Source organism: Mesorhizobium sp. B283B1A, assembly GCF_020165735.1.
GTDB lineage: Bacteria > Pseudomonadota > Alphaproteobacteria > Rhizobiales > Rhizobiaceae > Mesorhizobium > Mesorhizobium opportunistum.
In genome coordinates, this window is the sequence record NZ_JAIUIQ010000001.1 from 184,541 (window position 1) to 201,899 (window position 17,359).

General features: G+C 64.9%; 18 protein-coding genes. 11 read left to right on the forward strand and 7 right to left on the reverse strand.

Annotated elements, in window-relative coordinates; all coding sequences use genetic code 11:
* Positions 1 to 49: 49 nt before the first annotated feature.
* The gene (locus tag LB577_RS00965; RefSeq protein WP_224685175.1) at positions 50 to 592 is read right to left on the reverse strand and encodes a dihydrofolate reductase family protein; all 543 of its coding nucleotides are present in this window, start codon (positions 590 to 592) and stop codon (positions 50 to 52) included.
* 174 nt (positions 593 to 766) lie between these two features.
* Between LB577_RS00965 and LB577_RS00970 the strand changes: the two genes are divergently transcribed.
* Positions 767 to 1,666 (forward strand): HNH endonuclease, encoded by a 900-nt coding sequence (locus LB577_RS00970; protein WP_224685176.1) that lies wholly within the window; start codon positions 767 to 769, stop codon positions 1,664 to 1,666.
* Between the two features lie 48 nt (positions 1,667 to 1,714).
* Here the strand turns inward: LB577_RS00970 and efp are convergent, their stop codons facing one another.
* Positions 1,715 to 2,281, reverse strand: coding sequence for an elongation factor P (gene efp / locus LB577_RS00975; protein ID WP_023766508.1), 567 nt, complete (start codon positions 2,279 to 2,281; stop codon positions 1,715 to 1,717).
* Positions 2,282 to 2,407: 126 nt separating this feature from the next.
* Here efp and epmA point away from each other — a divergent pair, with 126 nt between their 5' ends.
* Complete coding sequence (gene epmA / locus LB577_RS00980; RefSeq protein ID WP_224685177.1) at positions 2,408 to 3,454, forward strand: EF-P lysine aminoacylase EpmA; 1,047 nt, start codon at positions 2,408 to 2,410, stop codon at positions 3,452 to 3,454.
* 18 nt (positions 3,455 to 3,472) lie between these two features.
* On the opposite strand, the gene LB577_RS00985 is transcribed toward epmA, so the two are convergent.
* Positions 3,473 to 3,889, reverse strand: a complete 417-nt coding sequence (locus LB577_RS00985) for a VOC family protein (protein ID WP_023766510.1) — start codon at positions 3,887 to 3,889, stop codon at positions 3,473 to 3,475.
* A 170-nt stretch (positions 3,890 to 4,059) separates the two neighbouring features.
* Between LB577_RS00985 and LB577_RS00990 the strand changes: the two genes are divergently transcribed.
* The 6 genes from LB577_RS00990 to lpxK all read left to right on the forward strand — a co-directional run bounded on the left by LB577_RS00990 (position 4,060) and on the right by lpxK (position 9,766).
* Entirely contained in the window at positions 4,060 to 5,403 is a 1,344-nt protein-coding gene (locus LB577_RS00990) for a TldD/PmbA family protein (RefSeq protein WP_224685178.1), read from the forward strand.
* Complete coding sequence (locus tag LB577_RS00995) at positions 5,390 to 6,193, forward strand: 3'(2'),5'-bisphosphate nucleotidase CysQ (RefSeq protein WP_224685179.1); 804 nt, start codon at positions 5,390 to 5,392, stop codon at positions 6,191 to 6,193. Before LB577_RS00990 ends, LB577_RS00995 begins: the two co-directional genes overlap by 14 nt.
* Before the next feature lie 76 nt (positions 6,194 to 6,269).
* Positions 6,270 to 6,515 (forward strand): DUF4170 domain-containing protein, encoded by a 246-nt coding sequence (locus LB577_RS01000; RefSeq protein WP_013896111.1) that lies wholly within the window; start codon positions 6,270 to 6,272, stop codon positions 6,513 to 6,515.
* Positions 6,516 to 6,520: 5 nt separating this feature from the next.
* Positions 6,521 to 7,312: a lysophospholipid acyltransferase family protein gene (locus LB577_RS01005; RefSeq protein WP_140571575.1), complete on the forward strand. Its 792-nt coding sequence runs from the start codon at positions 6,521 to 6,523 to the stop codon at positions 7,310 to 7,312.
* Complete coding sequence (gene waaA, locus LB577_RS01010) at positions 7,309 to 8,625, forward strand: lipid IV(A) 3-deoxy-D-manno-octulosonic acid transferase (protein ID WP_224685180.1); 1,317 nt, start codon at positions 7,309 to 7,311, stop codon at positions 8,623 to 8,625. Before LB577_RS01005 ends, waaA begins: the two co-directional genes overlap by 4 nt.
* A 115-nt stretch (positions 8,626 to 8,740) precedes the next feature.
* The gene (gene lpxK, locus LB577_RS01015; protein ID WP_224685181.1) at positions 8,741 to 9,766 is read left to right on the forward strand and encodes a tetraacyldisaccharide 4'-kinase; all 1,026 of its coding nucleotides are present in this window, start codon (positions 8,741 to 8,743) and stop codon (positions 9,764 to 9,766) included.
* On the opposite strand, the gene LB577_RS01020 is transcribed toward lpxK, so the two are convergent.
* The gene (locus LB577_RS01020; protein WP_023779388.1) at positions 9,763 to 9,996 is read right to left on the reverse strand and encodes a DUF2093 domain-containing protein; all 234 of its coding nucleotides are present in this window, start codon (positions 9,994 to 9,996) and stop codon (positions 9,763 to 9,765) included. The two genes, lpxK and LB577_RS01020, sit on opposite strands and share 4 nt — an antisense overlap.
* Before the next feature lie 126 nt (positions 9,997 to 10,122).
* Between LB577_RS01020 and LB577_RS01025 the strand changes: the two genes are divergently transcribed.
* Positions 10,123 to 10,710, forward strand: coding sequence for a hypothetical protein (locus tag LB577_RS01025; RefSeq protein ID WP_224685182.1), 588 nt, complete (start codon positions 10,123 to 10,125; stop codon positions 10,708 to 10,710).
* Positions 10,711 to 10,740: 30 nt separating this feature from the next.
* Here LB577_RS01025 and LB577_RS01030 read toward each other — a convergent pair whose 3' ends face one another.
* On the reverse strand, positions 10,741 to 11,667 hold the full coding sequence (locus tag LB577_RS01030) for a LysR substrate-binding domain-containing protein (RefSeq protein ID WP_224685183.1): 927 nt from the start codon (positions 11,665 to 11,667) through the stop codon (positions 10,741 to 10,743).
* A gap of 92 nt (positions 11,668 to 11,759) precedes the next feature.
* Here LB577_RS01030 and LB577_RS01035 point away from each other — a divergent pair, with 92 nt between their 5' ends.
* Entirely contained in the window at positions 11,760 to 12,653 is an 894-nt protein-coding gene (locus LB577_RS01035; RefSeq protein WP_224685184.1) for a DMT family transporter, read from the forward strand.
* 200 nt (positions 12,654 to 12,853) lie between these two features.
* Here the strand turns inward: LB577_RS01035 and mutL are convergent, their stop codons facing one another.
* The gene (gene mutL, locus LB577_RS01040; RefSeq protein ID WP_224685185.1) at positions 12,854 to 14,728 is read right to left on the reverse strand and encodes a DNA mismatch repair endonuclease MutL; all 1,875 of its coding nucleotides are present in this window, start codon (positions 14,726 to 14,728) and stop codon (positions 12,854 to 12,856) included.
* A gap of 56 nt (positions 14,729 to 14,784) precedes the next feature.
* The gene (locus tag LB577_RS01045) at positions 14,785 to 15,687 is read right to left on the reverse strand and encodes a LysR substrate-binding domain-containing protein (RefSeq protein WP_023766521.1); all 903 of its coding nucleotides are present in this window, start codon (positions 15,685 to 15,687) and stop codon (positions 14,785 to 14,787) included.
* 92 nt (positions 15,688 to 15,779) lie between these two features.
* On the opposite strand from LB577_RS01045, the gene LB577_RS01050 reads away from it, so the two are divergent.
* Positions 15,780 to 17,330, forward strand: a complete 1,551-nt coding sequence (locus tag LB577_RS01050) for a trimethylamine methyltransferase family protein (RefSeq protein ID WP_023780501.1) — start codon at positions 15,780 to 15,782, stop codon at positions 17,328 to 17,330.
* Positions 17,331 to 17,359: the final 29 nt, after the last annotated feature.

Sequence of the window (17,359 nt, forward strand, 5' to 3'; positions counted from 1 at the left end):
AATTGATCGCCAAGGTCGACTGCTGTTGTCATCCAGGCATGGAAGCCCACTACGACTTCGCCGCCACCGGCACATACTCAAGCGCTACAACCCCGTTGCTGAATGGCGTTGCGGAGATCAGCTCAAGCGGCACTTGTTCACCAGGCGGAAACAGCTTCTTGCCCTGGCCGACAGCGCCGGGATAGCTGAGCAGCCTGACGCGGTCGACCAGACCGTGGCGCAGCAGTTCCTGCGCGACGCTCGGGCTGCCATGCACATAGATGTTGCCGCCGCTGCCTTCCTTCAGGGCTCGCACCGCCACCGGCAGTGGCCCCTTGAGCAGTTCGGCAGGCTTCCAGTCGAGCGCGTTCAAGGTGCTGGAAGCGACATACTTCGGCAGCGCGTTGAACCGGTCGGCGAAGTCCCCGGTTTCACCAGGCCACGAGCCGGCAAAGATCTCATAGGTAGTGCGCCCCAGAAGCATGGCGCCGCTGTCGGCTAGTTCGTCCTCCTTGAACCTGTTCATCTCATCGTTCCAAGTGATGCTTGGCAGCTTCTCGACCTCGGCGATGCCATCGACGCTGATGAATTCGGTGACGATAAGTTTTCTCATGGCGTCCTCCTTCTTTGCTCAAAGGACGGACCGGGCGGGCCCTTTGCGACTGCCCCCGTGAAAAAATCTGGAGCGGTTTGTCGGAGAGGGTAATTTCTCTGGCCTAGACTAAGCTTCCAAGATCGAATTTTGGTGCTACATCTCGGCGGATATCCCCAAAATTACAGGAAGATCATGGGATTCGGGGTCTTCATCCACCGGTCGGATTCGATCTACGACGACAGCCCCGCTGAGCGATATCAGTTCCCCAGCCAGTATCTGCGTCGTGTGGAAGCATGCGTTGGTGACTGGATCATCTACTACGAACCAAGCAAAGTGGATGATACCCGTGGCTATTTCGCCATGGCCAAAGTCCAGCAGGCTATTCCCGATCCCAATGCGCCTGGTATGTATCTCGCTTTGATTGAGCCAGGATCATACCTCGATTTTGCCAATCCTGTTCCATTTAATGGGACAGACGGTCTCGCTGAGCGGGGCCTGCTTAACGACCAAGGGCGGATTTCCGGCCGCGCTCAATCTGCCGTCCGGCCAATCAGTCCAAGCGATTTCAACCGTATTGTCGATCTTGGCCTTGATGCCCGTGAGTTGCTGCTGCCACGCGTGGATGAGACCGGCATTTCCTCCGGGTTTGAGGACGAGGGGGCCGCATTCCAGTTCGAGCAGAGTCGTGACCGTGTGAGCTACATCGGATCGCGAATCGTGCGGGACCGTATTTTCCGCCGCATCGTCTTGCGCGCCTATGACGAGCGCTGTGCGATCACGGGACTGAAGTTGATAAATGGAGGCGGTCGAGCAGAGGTTTCTGCCGCCCATATTCGACCTGTCGAAAAGAATGGACCTGATATCGTGAGCAATGGGATTGCGCTATCCGGTACCGCGCATTGGATGTTCGATCGAGGACTGATCAGCCTATCCGATGATCTGGAAATCCTGATATCGAGGCAGGTTAACGACTTCGAAAGCGTGCAGACGTTCATAAACAGGACTCGCCGCGCGATTCCGCCCCGCCGCCAAATCGAGCGCCCACATCCGCATTTTTTGCAATGGCATCGCGAACACTGTTTCAAACAGTGAGGCAGCGCTTGGCTTCCAGCTTGGGATTGGCAGACTTAAGAGTGCCCCTCAGTCCTTCGCCCGCTCCACATACGCGCCATCGGCCGTCATCACCACCACGCGGGTGCCGGGTGCGATGTGCGGCGGCACTGTGGTGCGGACACCGTTGGAGAGCACGGCGGGCTTGTAGGAGGACGATGCGGTCTGGCCCTTGGTCGTCGGCTCGGTCTCGACCACTTCGAAGGTGGCACGCTGCGGCAGCACCAGGGAAATGGCGATGCCGTTGAACTGCGAGACCTGTACCGGCATGCCTTCCTGCAGATAGGGCGCGGCATCGCCGACCACGGCTTCCGACACCGCCACCTGGTCGTAGGTTTCCGGGTTCATGAAGTGATAGCCTTCGCCGTCGGCGTAGAGGAAGGTGTGCTCACGCTCCTCGACATAGGCGCGCTCCACCTGCTCGGTGGTGCGGTAGCGCTCCGAGACCTTCACTCCATCGCCGATGCGGCGCATGTCGAGCTGCGTCACCGGGGTGCCCTTGCCTGGGTGGATATTTTCGGCAAAGAGGATCACATAAAGCTTGCCGTCCTTTTCGACGACATTGCCTTTGCGGAGCGAACTGGCGATGACTTTCACCACGGTTTTTTATCCTGCGAGAGTTGATGGGCGTTTGCCGGCTTCTGCGGCGCTGGATGGGGGCCTAGCGCATCTCGGCGCGAACCGCCAGCCCCTAGTGCAAACTGACACGCCCGCGGCCCGGCGATGACCGCCGCCTCGCCCTGGTGGACGCCTGACGTTCACGCCGACCGCCGCCCGCGCCTGATGCTGCGCAATGGCCTGACCGCCGCCTTGCGTGACTGGTTCGCGGCCCAGGATTTCGTCGAGGTGGAAACGGCGGCGCTGCAGGTCTCGCCCGGCAACGAGGCGCATCTGGCGGCTTTCGCCACCGAGGTGGTCGGGCCCGATGGCGCGGGGTCGCCGCTTTATCTGCACACCTCGCCCGAATTCGCCTGCAAGAAGCTGCTCGCCGCCGGCGAGCAGCGCATTTTCAGCCTGGGTTCGGTTTACCGCAACCGCGAGCGCGGTCCCTTGCACCATCCCGAATTCACCATGCTCGAATGGTACCGGGTGGGCGAGACCTATGAGAGCCTGATGCGCGACTGCGCCGATCTGCTGGCGCTGGCGGCGACCAGGGCAGGGGCCACGCGCTTTTCCTTCCGGGACCGCGATTGCGATCCGTTCGCCGAGCCGGAGCGGCTGACGGTGGCGGATGCCTTCACCCACTATTCCGGCATCGATCTCCTGGCCACGGTCGCCGCCGACGGGAGCACAGACCGCGAGGCGCTTTACGCCGCCTTGATCAAGGCCGGCCTGCGCACGGCGCCCGACGACAGCTGGGCCGACCTGTTCAGCCGTGTGATGGTGGAAAAGATCGAGCCCAATCTGGGCATCGGCCGCGCGACGATCCTGTGCGAATACCCAGTCGCCGAGGCCGCACTTGCCCGGCCGAGCCCTAGGGATCCCCGCGTCGCCGAGCGCTTCGAACTCTATTGCTGCGGTGTCGAGCTCGCCAACGGCTTTGGCGAACTGACCGACCCGGCCGAGCAGCGCCGGCGCTTCATCCTCGAGATGGACGAGAAGGAGCGCATCTATGGCGAGCGCTACCCGCTGGACGAGGATTTTCTCGCCGCCCTTGCCACCATGCCGCAGGCCAGCGGCATCGCGCTCGGCTTCGACCGGCTGGCTATGCTGGCGACCGGCGCGCGGAAGATCGAGGATGTGATCTGGACGCCAGTGGCCGGGTCGTGACTCCGGGCTCGCCCCAGCTCAATGTGCGAAAACCTGCTCCAGCGAGCGAAAACCCTTGAACTCCAAGGCATTGCCCGAGGGATCGCGAATGAACAGCGTCGCCTGTTCGCCGGGCTCGCCCTTGAAGCGCACCATGGGCCGTTCCAGCCAGTCGATGTCGTCGCGCGCTTCCAGCCGTGCCGCCAGGCGCTGCCACTCGTCCATCAACAGCACGGCGCCGAAATGCGGGATCGGCACCAAAATGCCATCGACCTTGCCGTCGCTTGCGGCTGGCGCGGCTTGTGGCCGCAAATGCGCCGACATCTGGTGGCCGAAAAGATCGAAATCGACCCATGTCGCCGACGAGCGGCCGATCGTGCAGCCCAACACCTCGCCATAGAAAATACGGGTTTCATCGAGATCACGGACCGGAAAGGCGAGATGGAAAGGCGTCATCGAACATGCTCCGTGCAAGCTGCGGGCTGCGTTTTTTACTTCTCACGGTTCCGGACGGAAGCCGTGAAGCCGCATTTTGATAGAGGCCTATGCCATTGCACAAGCCGGACCGGAACAATAGATGGGTGGGCAGCGGCCAGACGCTGGCCGCAACAGCAGGAATCACAGGCATGGCCGATATAACAGACGCTGCAAGACTGACCGATCGCGTTGCGGCGCTGGTCGAGGCTGCCAAAAAGGCCGGCGCCGATGCCGCCGACGCGGTGGCTGTGCGCGGCCGCTCAACCGGTGTGTCGGTCCGGCTCGGCAAGGTCGAGGCCACCGAGGCATCCGAGAGCGAGGATGTCGCGCTGCGCGTCTTCGTCGGCCAGAAGGTCGCCAGCGTTTCGGCGACCGCCGCGTCCGACCCGAAAGCGCTCGCCGAACGCGCCGTCGCAATGGCGAAAGTGTCGCCGCAAGATCCCTATCAGGGCCTTGCCGATCCGGCGTTGCTTGCCAAGCGGACGCCTGATCTCGACCTGTTCGACGCCACCGAGGTGTCGGCCGACCAGTTGAAGGAGGCGGCATTGGCGGCGGAAGCGGCGGCCCTTGCCGTCAAGGGCGTCACCAATTCGTCCGGCAGCAGCGCCGGGGCCGGCATGGGCGGCCTTGTGCTGGCCACCTCGCACGGCTTTCTCGGCCATTATGTCGTCTCGCGCTTTTCGCGCTCTGCCAGCGTCATTGCCGGCGAGGGCACCGGCATGGAGCGCGACTATGAATTCTCCTCGCGTCTGCATTTTAGTGATCTCGATGCACCCGAAGACATCGGCCGCAAGGCCGGCGAACGCGCCGTGTGCCGCATCGGCGCGCGCAAGGCGGCGACCGGGCCGGTCGACGTGGTGTTCGACCCGCGCGTTGCCCGCGGCATCGCCGGCCACCTTGCCGGCGCCATCAATGGCGCCTCCGTCGCGCGCAAAACCTCGTTTCTGCGCGACATGATGGGCAAGCAGGTCGCCGCTGCCGCCATCACCGTCACCGACGAGCCACTGCGGCGGCGTGGCCAGGCGTCGCGTCCATTCGACGGCGAAGGCATCGAGGGCGAGAAGCTCTTGATGGTCGAAAAGGGCGTCCTCAACCACTGGTTCCTGTCGACGTCCGCCGCGCGCGAGCTTGGCCTCGTCACCAACGGGCGAGGATCGCGCAGCGGCTCCTCCGTCTCCCCATCCTCCACCAATCTCGCCATCGAGCCGGGCGAACGCTCGCCGCAGGACATGATCAAGTCGCTCAAGAGCGGCTTCTACGTCACCGAAGTGTTCGGCCAGGGCGTCGACATGATCACCGGCGAATACAGTCGCGGCGCTTCCGGATTCTGGATCGAGAATGGCGCGCTGGCCTATCCGGTCGCCGAAGTCACCATCGCCTCCAATCTGAAGACCATGTTCCTGAACATGGTGCCGGCTGATGACCTCGACCGCAATTTCGGCACGGCGGCCCCCACGCTTCTGATCGAAGGCATGACCCTTGCCGGAGCATGAGCTGATCTCGACCGACGCTACGGAAGACCTGCCGCTGCTGCGCGACGCCGCCCGCGAGGCGGGCCTCATCGCCATGCGCTACTTCGGCCAAAGCCCGCAGGTCTGGATGAAGGGCGGCACCTCGCCGGTGAGCGAAGCCGATCACGCGGCGGACGCCTATCTGCGCCAGACGCTGCTGGCGGCGCGGCCGGATTATGGCTGGCTGTCGGAAGAGACCGTCGATGATCCGGCCCGGCTTTCGGCGCGCCGCACCTTCGTCGTCGACCCGATCGACGGCACGCGCGGCTTTCTGGAGGGCCAGCGCACCTGGTGTGTCAGCGTCGCCGTCGTCGAAAATGGCCGCACGCTCGCTGGCGTGCTCGAATGCCCGGCGTTGGATGAGACCTACTGGGCGCTGCCCGGGCAGGGCGCCTTCCGCAACGGCAAGCGCATCGCGGTGCGCCAGCCCGGCGAGAAGGCCGAGATTTCAGGGTTGAAGCAGCTCATCGACCTGATGCCGGCGGGCTGGCAGAAGCGGTTGACGCGGGCGCCCTACAGCCCTTCGCTCGCCTATCGCGTGGCAATGATCGCCAACGGCACGCTCGACGGCACCTTCGTCAAGCCGAACGCGCATGACTGGGACATCGCCGCCGCCGACCTCATCCTGCGCGAGGCTGGCGGCCAGTTGCTCGACCCGCATGGCCGCGCGCCGCTCTATGCCGGCGAGGTGACCCGCCACGGCGCGCTCGCCGCCGGCAGCGGCGACCTGCTGGCGGTGCTGGTCGACGTCATCGCCGGGCTGGACGCGTGAAAGCGTTTTCGAAGGTTCCAAAGTCGACGGCTTTGGTCTAGACCTGTCACAAACTCACAATATGTGAAGGACCGACATGGCCGCGGAAGACGGAAAGAAACAGCTTTTGCATCTGGTGTTCGGCGGCGAACTGAAGAAGCTTGGCGGTACCGAGTTCCGCGACCTCGACGGGCTCGACATCGTCGGCATCTATCCCGACTATCAATCCGCGCATACGGCGTGGAAAGCCAAGGCGCAAGCCAGCGTGGACAATGCCCATATGCGTTATTTCGTCGTTCATCTGCACCGTCTCCTGGATCCCGACAGCAAGGCCGCCGGTTGACCTCGATGGAGCATGACCTGGCGAAAGGGCCAGCCGGCGATGCCGCGCCCACGGGCAGGGGCGGCAGCCGCACGACCAAGACCTTCTGGCGCAAGATCCGCGAACCGCTCGCGCAGTCGCGATTCGTCAAGAACGCCATTGCCAGCCTGCTGGCGCAATTCGTGCGCCTGGTGCGCCTGACCAGCCCGCTGGTCGCCGGATCGGCACGCTTTTCGGGAGGCGCCTACGCCGAGTTCGAACCCGGCATCATCGCCTTGTGGCACGGCCAGCATCTGTTGACGCCGGCCTATTACCCCAAGCGCAAGCCGCTGGTCGCCATGGTGTCGCGCAGCGCCGATGCCGAGCTCAACGCGCTGATGCTGGAAAAATTCGGCATCGAGGCGGTGCGCGGGTCTGGCGGTCGCGAGAATGCCAGGCATCTCGACAAGGGCGGGGCCAAGGCGCTCATCGCCCTGAAAAAGTCGCTCACGGCCGGCAAGAATGTCGCCATGATCGCAGACATTCCCCACGGCACGCCGCGCGACGCGGGGCTCGGTATCGTCCTCCTGGCGCGCCTCTCGGGCCGGCCGCTGCTGCCAGTCGCCATCGCCACCAGCCGCCGCAAGGTGCTGGAGAAGAGCTGGGACAAGACCACCATCAACCTGCCGTTCGGCCGTTCCGCGGTGACCATCGGCACGCCGATCTTCGTGCCGGCCGACGCCGACGAAGCCGAAATGGAGCGCAAGCGCCAGGAAGTGACGGTCGCGCTCAACGCCGCCACCACCGAGGCCTACCGTCTCGTGGATGGCCCGCGATGAGCGGTCGCTGGGCGCGCGCCATGCTGACGGCATACCGGTTCGCCGGTGCCGCCGCCTATCCGCTGGTCGGGCCCTATGTCGCCTGGCGCACCTCGCGCGGCAAGGAGGACCGCAACCGCCGCCGCGAGCGCTACGGCGTTGCCGGCCGCCCGCGTCCTGAAGGGCCGGTGATCTGGATCCATGCCGCGAGCGTCGGCGAGACCATCGCCGTCGTGCCGCTGGTCGAGAGCATTCTCGACTATGGCGTCAACATCGTGCTGACCACCGGCACCGTGACATCGGCCCAGGTTGCCGACGAGCGGCTCGGCGACCGCATCATCCACCAATATGTGCCGCTCGACCTGAAGCCGGCGGTCAGCCGGTTCCTCGATCACTGGCGCCCGGACCTGGCGATCATCGCCGAATCCGAGATCTGGCCGATGACCATCCTCGAGCTCGGCGCCCGCCACGTGCCGCAGGTGCTGGTCAATGGCCGGCTGTCCGACCGCTCGTTCACCTCGTGGAAGAAGCGGGCCAACATCGCCGAGGCGCTGTTCGAGAACCTCGCCCATGTCGTCGCTCAATCCGATGTCGACGGCGAGCGTTTTCGCGCGCTGGGTGCCCGGCCGGTCACGGTGTCGGGCAACCTCAAGGTCGACACCAACCCGCCGCCGGTCGATGATCGGGCGCTGGGCATCTTGCAGCGACAGATCGGCAGCCGCCCGACCTGGGCGGCGATCTCGACCCATGATGGCGAGGAGGTGGTTGCGGCGGAAGTCCACGCGACGCTGCACAAGCGTCACCACGGCTTGCTGACGATCGTCGTTCCGCGCCATCCCGATCGTGCCGAAGCCCTTGCCGCGCAGATTTCCGGCATGGGCCTGAAGGTCGCGCGGCGCAGCAGGGGCGATCGCATCGGACCCGACACCGATATCCTGCTCGGCGATACGATCGGCGAGATGGGTCTGTATCTCCGGCTGACCGAGATCGCCTTCGTCGGCCGTTCGCTGACCTCCGAGGGCGGGCAGAATCCGCTCGAACCGGCCATGCTCGACACGGCGGTTCTGGCCGGGCGCAACGTGCAGAATTTTCGCGAGGCCTATCAGCGCCTGATCGACAGCGGCGGCGCCAAGCTGGTGCGCGACCGCGACATGCTGGCCGGTGCGGTCAACTTCCTTTTGACCAACGAAGTGGCGCGTCACGAAATGATGGCGGCGGGCATCGCGACCGTCGACGAGATGCGCGGCGCCTTGGCGCGCACGCTGAAATCGCTTGAACCCTATATCCAGCCCCTGGTCGTCAAGTCGCGCCTGAAGGGCGCCAACGGGCGCTAGAGCCGGATGATTTCAGGTCTATTCGACCTGAAATCTGAATCCGCCTCTAAATCAAGGAGATAGAGCATGATGTCACCCGAAAACCGTTTCACACTTTTCGGCATCATGCTCTAGCGTGGCCTCCGAAGCACCACCATTCTGGTGGGAAGAGCCGGACTGGAAAGTCCTGGCACTGTCGCCGCTGTCGGCTGTCTATGCGCTCGTCGCCGGTCGTGGCATGCGGCGCGCGCGGCGCGAGAAGATCGAGGCGCCGGTCCTGTGCATCGGCAATTTCACCGTCGGCGGCACCGGCAAGACGCCGGTGGCCATCGCGCTCGCCCAACAGGCCAAGCGCATGCGGCTCAAGCCCGGCTTCCTGTCGCGCGGCCATGGCGGCTCCTTCGCCGAGCCGCATGTCGTTGATGTCAACCACGACAGCGCCAGGCATGTCGGCGACGAGCCGTTGCTGCTCGCCGAACACGCGCCCGTTGCGGTGACGCCCAATCGCGCCGCCGGCGCCCGGCTGCTGCTGGAAAGGCACGGCTGCGACTTCGTGATCATGGACGACGGATTTCAGAGCGCGCGCATCCACATCGACTACGCGCTGGTCGTGGTCGATGCCCGCTACGGCATCGGCAATGGCCGCGTCATTCCGGGCGGCCCGCTCCGGGCCAAGATCGTCGACCAGCTGGTCTTCACCAGCGGGCTGTTGAAGATGGGCGAGGGCAGCGCCGCCGACCCCGTGGTCCGCCAGGCGGCGCGTGCCGGCCGGCCGATCTTCGAGGCCCACACCGAGCCGAGCAGCAAGGCAGGGCTTGCCGGCAAGCGCTTCCTGGCCTTCGCCGGCATCGGCCATCCCGAGAAATTCTTCGACACCATTCGTGAGGCCGGCGGCGAGGTGGCTCTTTCGCGGCCTTTCCCGGACCATCATTTCTATGCCGAGGACGAGCTGGCCGAACTGGCGATGACGGCGCGCGCCGAAGGCCTCGGCCTCATCACCACGGCGAAGGATGCCGCCCGGCTGCGCCATGGCGCCCAGCAGGACTTCCTCGACCGTCTCGACGTGTTGGAAATCGACACGGTGTTTGAACTCGAGCATGTGCCTGAGCGCATCATCGAGGAAACGCTCGATGCCTGGCGGCAGCGCAAGCTGAAGGGCTAGCTGCGCTTGCGCAGTTCCGGATGCACCTCGATTTCGCGGCGCAGCGAAGCGGTGGCGTTCACGTAAGGCTCCTGCCTGGCGACGCTCCAGTATTTCAGCTCATCCAGCGGGATGCTTTCCCCGGTCACGGCGCAGCGCACGAACGAGCCGGGGCTGGTGACCTGGAAATCGCCATCGAGGTAGCGGATGCGGGCTTCCTTGCCGCCCGGGCCTTCAAAACGGTTCATCATGCGCTGGTGCCGAATGTCATGGAGATTTCATCGCCACAAATCTGCGGCCGGGTCAAGCATGCGACAAGCCTCAGACAATGCTGAGGCGCTACGACAGGTGTGAAAAGCGCTTTTGTTGGGGGCACGATGGATATTTCTTCCGCCCGCCTGGCTTCCTTGCTCAAGGAAGCGATGACGCCGCAACCCGTGCCGTTGGCGAAAGCCGAACCGGTCAGAGCGGCGCTGGTCAGGGAATTGGTCCAGCCAGCCACACCCTCCCTGTTCGCTCAACGGACGGCGCCGGCGCTGCTGGCGATGCCTGCGGCGCCGATGGCCATCAGATCGCAGCAGATTGCTTCGGCCGGTATCGTCGAGGCCTATCAGGCGCAGCTCGAGACAAGCGACGAGGCGGTGCTGGCAACAGTCGCGGCGAGAAAGGCAACGCCCGAAACCGAAACGCAGCGCGGCTTCGTGCCGCCTTCGACAACAGCCAACGACAACGCTCCCGCCAGGGCCGCGGGCCTGTCCTTGCTGTCGTTCATCCCGCCGCCGTCTCCGGTCCCGCGCGGCGCGGCCGCCTCAGGCACGCCGGCAAGACGGCACAGGCCGGCCAATCAATCCCACGGTGCGGTGCCGAATCCCGAACGCCTGCTGGTGAAGATCGGCTTTGTTTCGATCATGACCGGCCTGCTGGCAATTATGGTCTTCGGCTTGGTCCTGCTGCTGCTTCGCTGAAATCCGGATCAGCCCGGAATATGTTGGGGCCTATCGTTCGGCCTCGATGAACGCCTCGATCTTTTCCGGCGCCAGGCCGGCCTGCTGCGCGATGCGGCGGGCGAGATCGGCTGCGGCAGTGCGTGGCCGTCCTGTCGGCCGGTCGAGCCAGTAGGACACGGGATTGAGCGCTGTGCGCTCGTCGACAGCGGTGATGCGGCCCGACGCCAGCTGATGTCCGCTCAGCGGCGGCCGCGCCAGCGCGATGCCGAGCCCATAGGCGGCCGCGTCGAGCACCAGATTGTAGTCCTCGAAGCGGCGGTCCTGTGGGCGCGGCCGGTAGTCCATGCCTTGCGCCGCGAACCAGGCGCGCCAGCCGGAAGCGTCGGAATCGTTGATCAGCGGAAATTTGAGCAGCCGGGCCGGGTCGCCGCGGCCGATCTCGCGCGCCAGCTCCGGCGAGGCGACGGGGAAGACATGCTCTTCGAAAAGCTGCACCGAGACACGACCCGGAATGCCGCCGCGGCCGCAGCGGATCGACAGGTCGATGCCCTCGTCGGCAAGGTCGGCCTGGCGGACATCGACATCGAGCACGATGCGCAGCTTGGTGGGATTGTTCTCCAGTGCGGCCATGCGCGGCATCAGCCAAAGCCCGCTGACCGACGGGATCGAGGTCAGCCGCACGACGGCCGTGCCGCGCGGTTCGACCCAGCGGTCGGAATGGCTCGATATCAGTGCGAAGGCTTCCGACGTGCGCAGATGCAGCCGGTTGCCTTCGATCGTCAGCGAGACGCCCCGGGCGCCCCGGTCGAAAACTTTCAGGCCCAGCCAATCCTCGAGCTTGGCGATCTGCCGGCTGACCGCGCCATGGGTGATGTTGAGTTTCTCGGCCGCCGCCGAAAAGCTGCCGGTTCGCGCCGCTGCGTCGAAGGCCCGCAGGGTTTCGAGGGGCACCATCGTATCTGAGCTGTGATCCATAGTCACAGGTGATCCTCGATTTGGTCGTTTGTCAACGGGCTGGAAAAGGCGTTTTCTGCCTTTCAGGACCAGACGAACGCGAGGAGAGTGAGATGGGCGCGATGGCGGGCACGTTGAATCAGACACAGCGCATGGACACCACGGCCATCGTCGCCGTGGCGCTGACGGTGGTCGGCTGGGCATCCGCGTTCCCGGCGATCCGCGCCGGCTTGGCCGCCTTTCAGCCGCTGGAACTCGGCGCCATGCGCTTCGCCATTGCCGCGGTGCCGGCGGCGATCTTCCTTGCCGTCAAGCGCCCGGCGCTGCCCAGGATCGGCGAATTGTGGCGCTTCGCCTTTGGCGGCGCCATCTTCGTCGCGCTCTACACCGCCATGCTCAATTTCGGCGAACTGACGGTCTCGGCCGGTGCCGCCGGCTTCATCATCAATGTCAGCCCGATCTTCACCGCCATCATGGCGATGGCTCTTCTGGGCGAGCGCTTTTCCGGCATGGCGTGGCTCGGCACGGTTATTTCCTTCGCCGGCATCGGCATCATTGCCATGGCCGACGGCAACGGCCTGCACTTCAATGCCGGCGCTCTGCTGGTTTTGGGCTCCGCGCTGTGCTCGGCCGTCAACACCATAGTCCAGAAGCCGCTGTTCGCCCGCCACCATCCGCTGACCATTTCGGCCTCCAACATGGTGCTCGGCGCGCTCTGCCTGGCGCCCTTCCTGCCTGCCGCTTTCCAGCAGGCGGCCGTCGCCGACACCGCCGGTCTCGGCGCCGTCATCTATCTCGGCATCGTGCCGAGCCTGATCGCTTATGCCGCCTGGGCGACCGCCCTGTCGCGCCTGCCGGCAGCGCGGGCCTCGAACTTCCTCTATCTGGTCTCGCCGGTGTCCGCCCTGATCGGCTTCTTCTGGCTCGGCGAAGTACCGACGCTGCTCGGCATCCTCGGCGGCGCACTGGCGCTCGGGGGTGTGATCGTGGTCAATTTGAAGCGGTGAATCAGGGAGTTGGGATCATTACTTGATTCGAAAAAGTCGCTCAAAAGCGGCTCTTTTCGGACCCCACCCGGACCTTCGGTCCGACCTCCCCCCAAGGGGGAGGTGGGGAGCCCAGCCCTTCATCCTCCCCCTTGTGGGGAGGGTCGCTGCGAAGCAGCGGGGTGGGGGGCTGCGCCGGCGAACCTCGCAGGCTGTCGCCTTTACCGCCGCCCGAACAGCCGCTCGATATCGGCCAGTTTGAGTTCGATATAGGTCGGCCGTCCGTGATTGCAGGTTCCGGAACCCGGCGTCGCCTCCATCTGCCGCAGCAATGCGTTCATCTCCTCGGGCTTGAGCAGCCGGCCGGAGCGTACCGATCCGTGGCAGGCCATGGTGGCGGCGATCTTGTCCAGCCGCTCCTTCAGCGTCTCGACCGTGTCGTTGTCGGCGATCTCGTCGGCGAGGTCACGCACCAATTGGCCGACATTGGTCTCGCCCAGCATCGACGGCGTCTCGCGCACCGCGACGGCGCCCGGGCCGAAACGCTCGATGCCGAGCCCGAAGCGGGCGAGCGTTTCCGAATGCAGGGCGAGCCGCTCGGCATCCTCTTCCGGCAGATCGATGATCTCCGGCAGAAGCAGCATCTGGGAGGGAACCGGCCGCGAATGCAGCGCGTTCTTCAGCGCCTCATAGACCAGCCGCTCATGCGCGGCATGCTGGTCGACGATGACCAGTGAATCCCGGGTTTGCGCCACGATATAGTTTTCGTGCACCTGCGCGCGTGCCGCACCAAGCACCGCGCCGAGCAGCGTCTCGGCCGCCTCGCTCTGTCCGGCGCGCGCATCGGCGCTGGCAAGCGGGCCGGCATCGAACCCCGGCTGGTCGGGCTCGCGCAAACCGCGGTGCTCGAAGCCCGCGCCATCGAACTGCATATCGAGCGGCCGCTGCGACGATCGCGCCGGATCGAAACCGGCCGAGCCGGAGGCGTGGTACGATGCTTCGTAGCTGCGATGGCCGTTGGCCGGGCCGCCATGGCCGTAGGATGCGGCACCCGGCCGGAACGCCGCCATCATGCCGGCCGCTCCCGTGGTGGCTGAACGGATTCCGGCATCGGCCAATGCCTGACGAATGGCGCCGACGATCAGCCCGCGCACCAGGCCCGGATCGCGAAAACGGACGTCGGCCTTGGCTGGGTGGACGTTGACGTCGACCGTTGCCGGATCGAGCGTCAGGAACAGCACCGTCACCGCGTGGCGGTCGCGCGGCAGGACGTCGGCGAAGGCGCCTCGGATGGCGCCGGCGATTAGCTTGTCGCGCACCGGTCGGCCGTTGACATAGGCATATTGCTGCAGCGCGTTGGCGCGAGTGAAGGAGGGGATCGAAACGTGCCCCGTCAGATGCACGCCTTCGCGCATCGCGTCGATGGGAATCGAATTGTCGGGAAACTCGGCGCCCATCACCTGGGCGACGCGGCGCAGGCTGCCTTCGGCACTTTCGTCGGTCGCCGGCAATTCCAGCGTCGAGCGGTCGGAGCCCGCCAGCGTGAACCGCACGGCGGGAAAGGCGATGGCGATGCGCTTGACCACATCGCTGATGACCGAGCTTTCGGCGCGCTCGCCCTTCATGAATTTCAGCCGTGCCGGTGTTGCGAAGAACAGGTCGCGCACCTCGACCGTGGTGCCGCGATTGGCCGCTGCCGGCCTGATCGGCAGGATGCGGCCGCCCTCGATGCCGATCTCGGCGGCGCTATCGCCCAAGGCCGTGCGCGAGCGGATCGACAGCCGCGACACCGAGCCGATCGACGGCAGCGCCTCGCCGCGAAAACCGAGTGAGCGGATGTCGTGGATATCCTCGGCAAGCTTGGACGTGCAGTGGCGCGCGATGGCCAGCGAAAGCTCATGTTCGGGGATGCCGGAGCCGTCATCGGTGACGCGGATCAGGTTCAACCCGCCGCCAGCGGTGACGACCTCGACCTTGCTTGCACCGGCATCGAGCGCGTTCTCGACCAGTTCCTTGACCACGCTTGCCGGACGCTCGATGACTTCGCCGGCGGCGATCTGGTTGATCATCGTTTCGGAAAGCTGGCGAATGGGCATGACGACAGTATAGGCGGATTCGTGTCGCGCGGGCGAGGGTGAACTGAGCAAACGAACTATGCCTGCGCGACCAGCCAGTCCCTGACCTTGCGGGCATTGTCGCTGAGTTCGCGGTTTTTCGGCCAGATGACGTGGAATCCGATGCCGGTTCTCAGCACATGATCCGTCACCGGCACCAACAGTCCTGATGCCACGAGGCGCTCGACAAGATGACGCCAGCCGAGGGAAATGCCTTGTCCCTCCATGACCGCCTGAATCACCAGGGCATAGTCATTGATGCGCAATCCGCGCTCGGCATTGCGCAGGCTGGTTCCGGCTGACGCGAACCATTCGTCCCAGTTCGGGGCCTCGCGGTAGGGCTCCTCGAGATGGATGAGCCGGTGCATGGCAAGCTCAGCGACGGTCTCCGGCAGCCCAAACTTTGCCAGATAGTTGGGTCCAGCGACCGGGAAGATCTCCTCGTCGGCAAGCGAAAGCGAATGATAATCCGGCCAGTCGCGCGGCACGCCGCCGCGTACGCCTAGCGGGATGCCCTCGGCGATGATGTCGAGGTCGCGGTCGGCGGTCTGGATGCGCAGATCGACGCCTGGCAGTTCGTCGCGGAACTGCTGCAGCCGCGGCATCATCCAGAACGAGCCGAAGGCGGTCGAGGCGGCGAGCGTCACATGGCCGCCGGTCGCCTGCAGGCGCAGATCCTCCGCCGACTTGCGGATATGCGACAGCCCGAGCGAGACGTCGGCGTGGAAGCGCTCGCCGGCCTCCGTCAGGAGAACCTGGCGGTGGCGGCGCTGGAAGAGCTTGGCGCCGAGCTGTTCCTCCAGCCCGCGCACGGCGTAGGAGACGGCCGCCTGCGTCATGCCGAGCTCGCGACCGGCGGCGGTAAAGCTCGACAGCCGGCCGGCCGCCTCGAAGACGATCAGGCTGCCGGCCGAGGGCAGGAGGTGGCGCAGGCTTCGCATAAGGAGAGTTTATACAAGAGATCAGGATTTTCCAGCGTCACAGCTATATCTCGTCTCGCTAAGTTGATGGGGCTGTTGGAGGATGAGTTGCCATGAATGCACCGGCCGTTGCCATGACCGAACACGCCAACCGCAGAAGTGGCGGCCGCCTGGGACGGAAGGCGCTGCGAGGCGCTCCGGTCACGTCGTTCCCGACACTGGTGCGCGAGATCCCGGCCTATCAGATGGTCCCTGACGAGGCTGTGGAGTTGATCCACCAGGAATCGCTCTCGATCCTCGAAGAGGTCGGCTGCGAGTTCCGCGACGATGAGGCGATCGCCCTGTGGAAGGCCGCCGGAGCCGATGTCACCGAGACGCGCGTCCGTATCGACCGTGGGCTTTTGATGGAACTTGTCTCCAAGGTCCCATCGGAGTTTACCCTCAATGCCCGCAACCCGGAGCGTACCGTGCGCGTCGGCGGCAAGAACTCCATCTTCGTGCCGATGTATGGCGCACCCTATGTGCGCGACCTCGACAACAACAGGCGCTACGGCTCGCTCGCCGACCTCAACAATTTCCACAAGCTCGCCTATATGGCACCGGCGCTGCACTCGTCGAGCTCGGTCATCTGCGAGCCGATGGAAATTGCGGTGCCGAAGCGTCACCTCCACATCATCCATTCGGCGCTGAAGCATTCCGACAAGCCGTTCATGGGCATCGTCACCTCGAAGGAACGCGCCGAGGACACGATGGCGATGGCGGGGATCGTATTCGGCGAGGAGTTCGTCCGCGACAATCCCGTCCTGGTGTCGATCACCAATTGCAATTCGCCGCTGGTGTGGGACGCCACCATGCTGGACGCCATGAAGGTCTATGCGCGCCACAACCAGCCGCTGATCCTGGCGCCCTTCGCGCTCTGCGGCGCCTCGACCTCGGCCTCCGCGGTCGGTGCGGTCGCGCAGGTCAATGCGGAAGCGCTGGCCGGCGTCGCATTTACGCAGCTCCTGCGTCCAGGTTCACCGCAGATCTACGGACAGTTCATGGTCACGGTCGACATGAAGACCGGAGCGCCGATGGGCGGCACGCCGGAGGCGGCGCAGATGATGTACCTGATGGGCGCGCTGGCCAGGAAATACCGGCTGCCGTGGCGCACCTCCGGCTTCCATGTCGGCTCGAAGCTCAACGACGCCCAGGCCGGCTACGAGGCGAACATGCTGATGCATGCCGCCATCCTCGCCGGCGCCAACTACATCTGGCATTCCGCTGGATGGCTGGAAGCGGGGCTGACCTGCGGCTATTCGAAATTCGCCACCGACTGCGAACAGCTCATCGGCTGGTATAAATATGCCGGCGGGCTGCCGTTCGACGACTTCAAGGAAGCGATGGCGGCGATTCGCGAAGTGGGGCCGCAGGGCCATTTCCTCGGCACCCAGCATACACTCGAACATTTCGAGTCCGCTTTCTTCATGCCCTCGATCATGGACTTCAATTCGTTCGAACAGTGGAAGGCCGAAGGGGCGAAGGACCACGACACCCGCGGCCGCGAAAAAGCGCGCAACATGCTCGCCGATTATGAAGAGCCGAAGCTCGATGAGGGTGTCGCCGAGGGTCTCGCGGATTTTATTGCCCGGCGCGAGGAAAAGCTGCCGGATAGCGTTAGTTGAGAGAGAACGGGCAAAGAACCGACGGAACC

Bases quoted from the DNA above. Each gene is read 5' to 3' on its own strand.
- LB577_RS01025 (WP_224685182.1), top strand. From the start codon at position 10,123: ATGGATATTTCTTCCGCCCGCCTGGCTTCCTTGCTCAAGGAAGCGATG.
- LB577_RS01035 (WP_224685184.1), top strand. From the start codon at position 11,760: ATGGGCGCGATGGCGGGCACGTTGAATCAGACACAGCGCATGGACACC.
- epmA (WP_224685177.1), top strand. From the start codon at position 2,408: ATGACCGCCGCCTCGCCCTGGTGGACGCCTGACGTTCACGCCGACCGC.
- LB577_RS01005 (WP_140571575.1), top strand. From the start codon at position 6,521: ATGGAGCATGACCTGGCGAAAGGGCCAGCCGGCGATGCCGCGCCCACG.
- LB577_RS00970 (WP_224685176.1), top strand. From the start codon at position 767: ATGGGATTCGGGGTCTTCATCCACCGGTCGGATTCGATCTACGACGAC.
- LB577_RS01020 (WP_023779388.1), bottom strand. From the start codon at position 9,996: ATGATGAACCGTTTTGAAGGCCCGGGCGGCAAGGAAGCCCGCATCCGC.
- LB577_RS00990 (WP_224685178.1), top strand. From the start codon at position 4,060: ATGGCCGATATAACAGACGCTGCAAGACTGACCGATCGCGTTGCGGCG.
- LB577_RS01000 (WP_013896111.1), top strand. From the start codon at position 6,270: ATGGCCGCGGAAGACGGAAAGAAACAGCTTTTGCATCTGGTGTTCGGC.
- LB577_RS01045 (WP_023766521.1), bottom strand. From the start codon at position 15,687: ATGCGAAGCCTGCGCCACCTCCTGCCCTCGGCCGGCAGCCTGATCGTC.
- LB577_RS00985 (WP_023766510.1), bottom strand. From the start codon at position 3,889: ATGACGCCTTTCCATCTCGCCTTTCCGGTCCGTGATCTCGATGAAACC.
- waaA (WP_224685180.1), top strand. From the start codon at position 7,309: ATGAGCGGTCGCTGGGCGCGCGCCATGCTGACGGCATACCGGTTCGCC.
- LB577_RS01050 (WP_023780501.1), top strand. From the start codon at position 15,780: ATGAATGCACCGGCCGTTGCCATGACCGAACACGCCAACCGCAGAAGT.
- mutL (WP_224685185.1), bottom strand. From the start codon at position 14,728: ATGCCCATTCGCCAGCTTTCCGAAACGATGATCAACCAGATCGCCGCC.
- LB577_RS01030 (WP_224685183.1), bottom strand. From the start codon at position 11,667: ATGGATCACAGCTCAGATACGATGGTGCCCCTCGAAACCCTGCGGGCC.
- LB577_RS00965 (WP_224685175.1), bottom strand. From the start codon at position 592: ATGAGAAAACTTATCGTCACCGAATTCATCAGCGTCGATGGCATCGCC.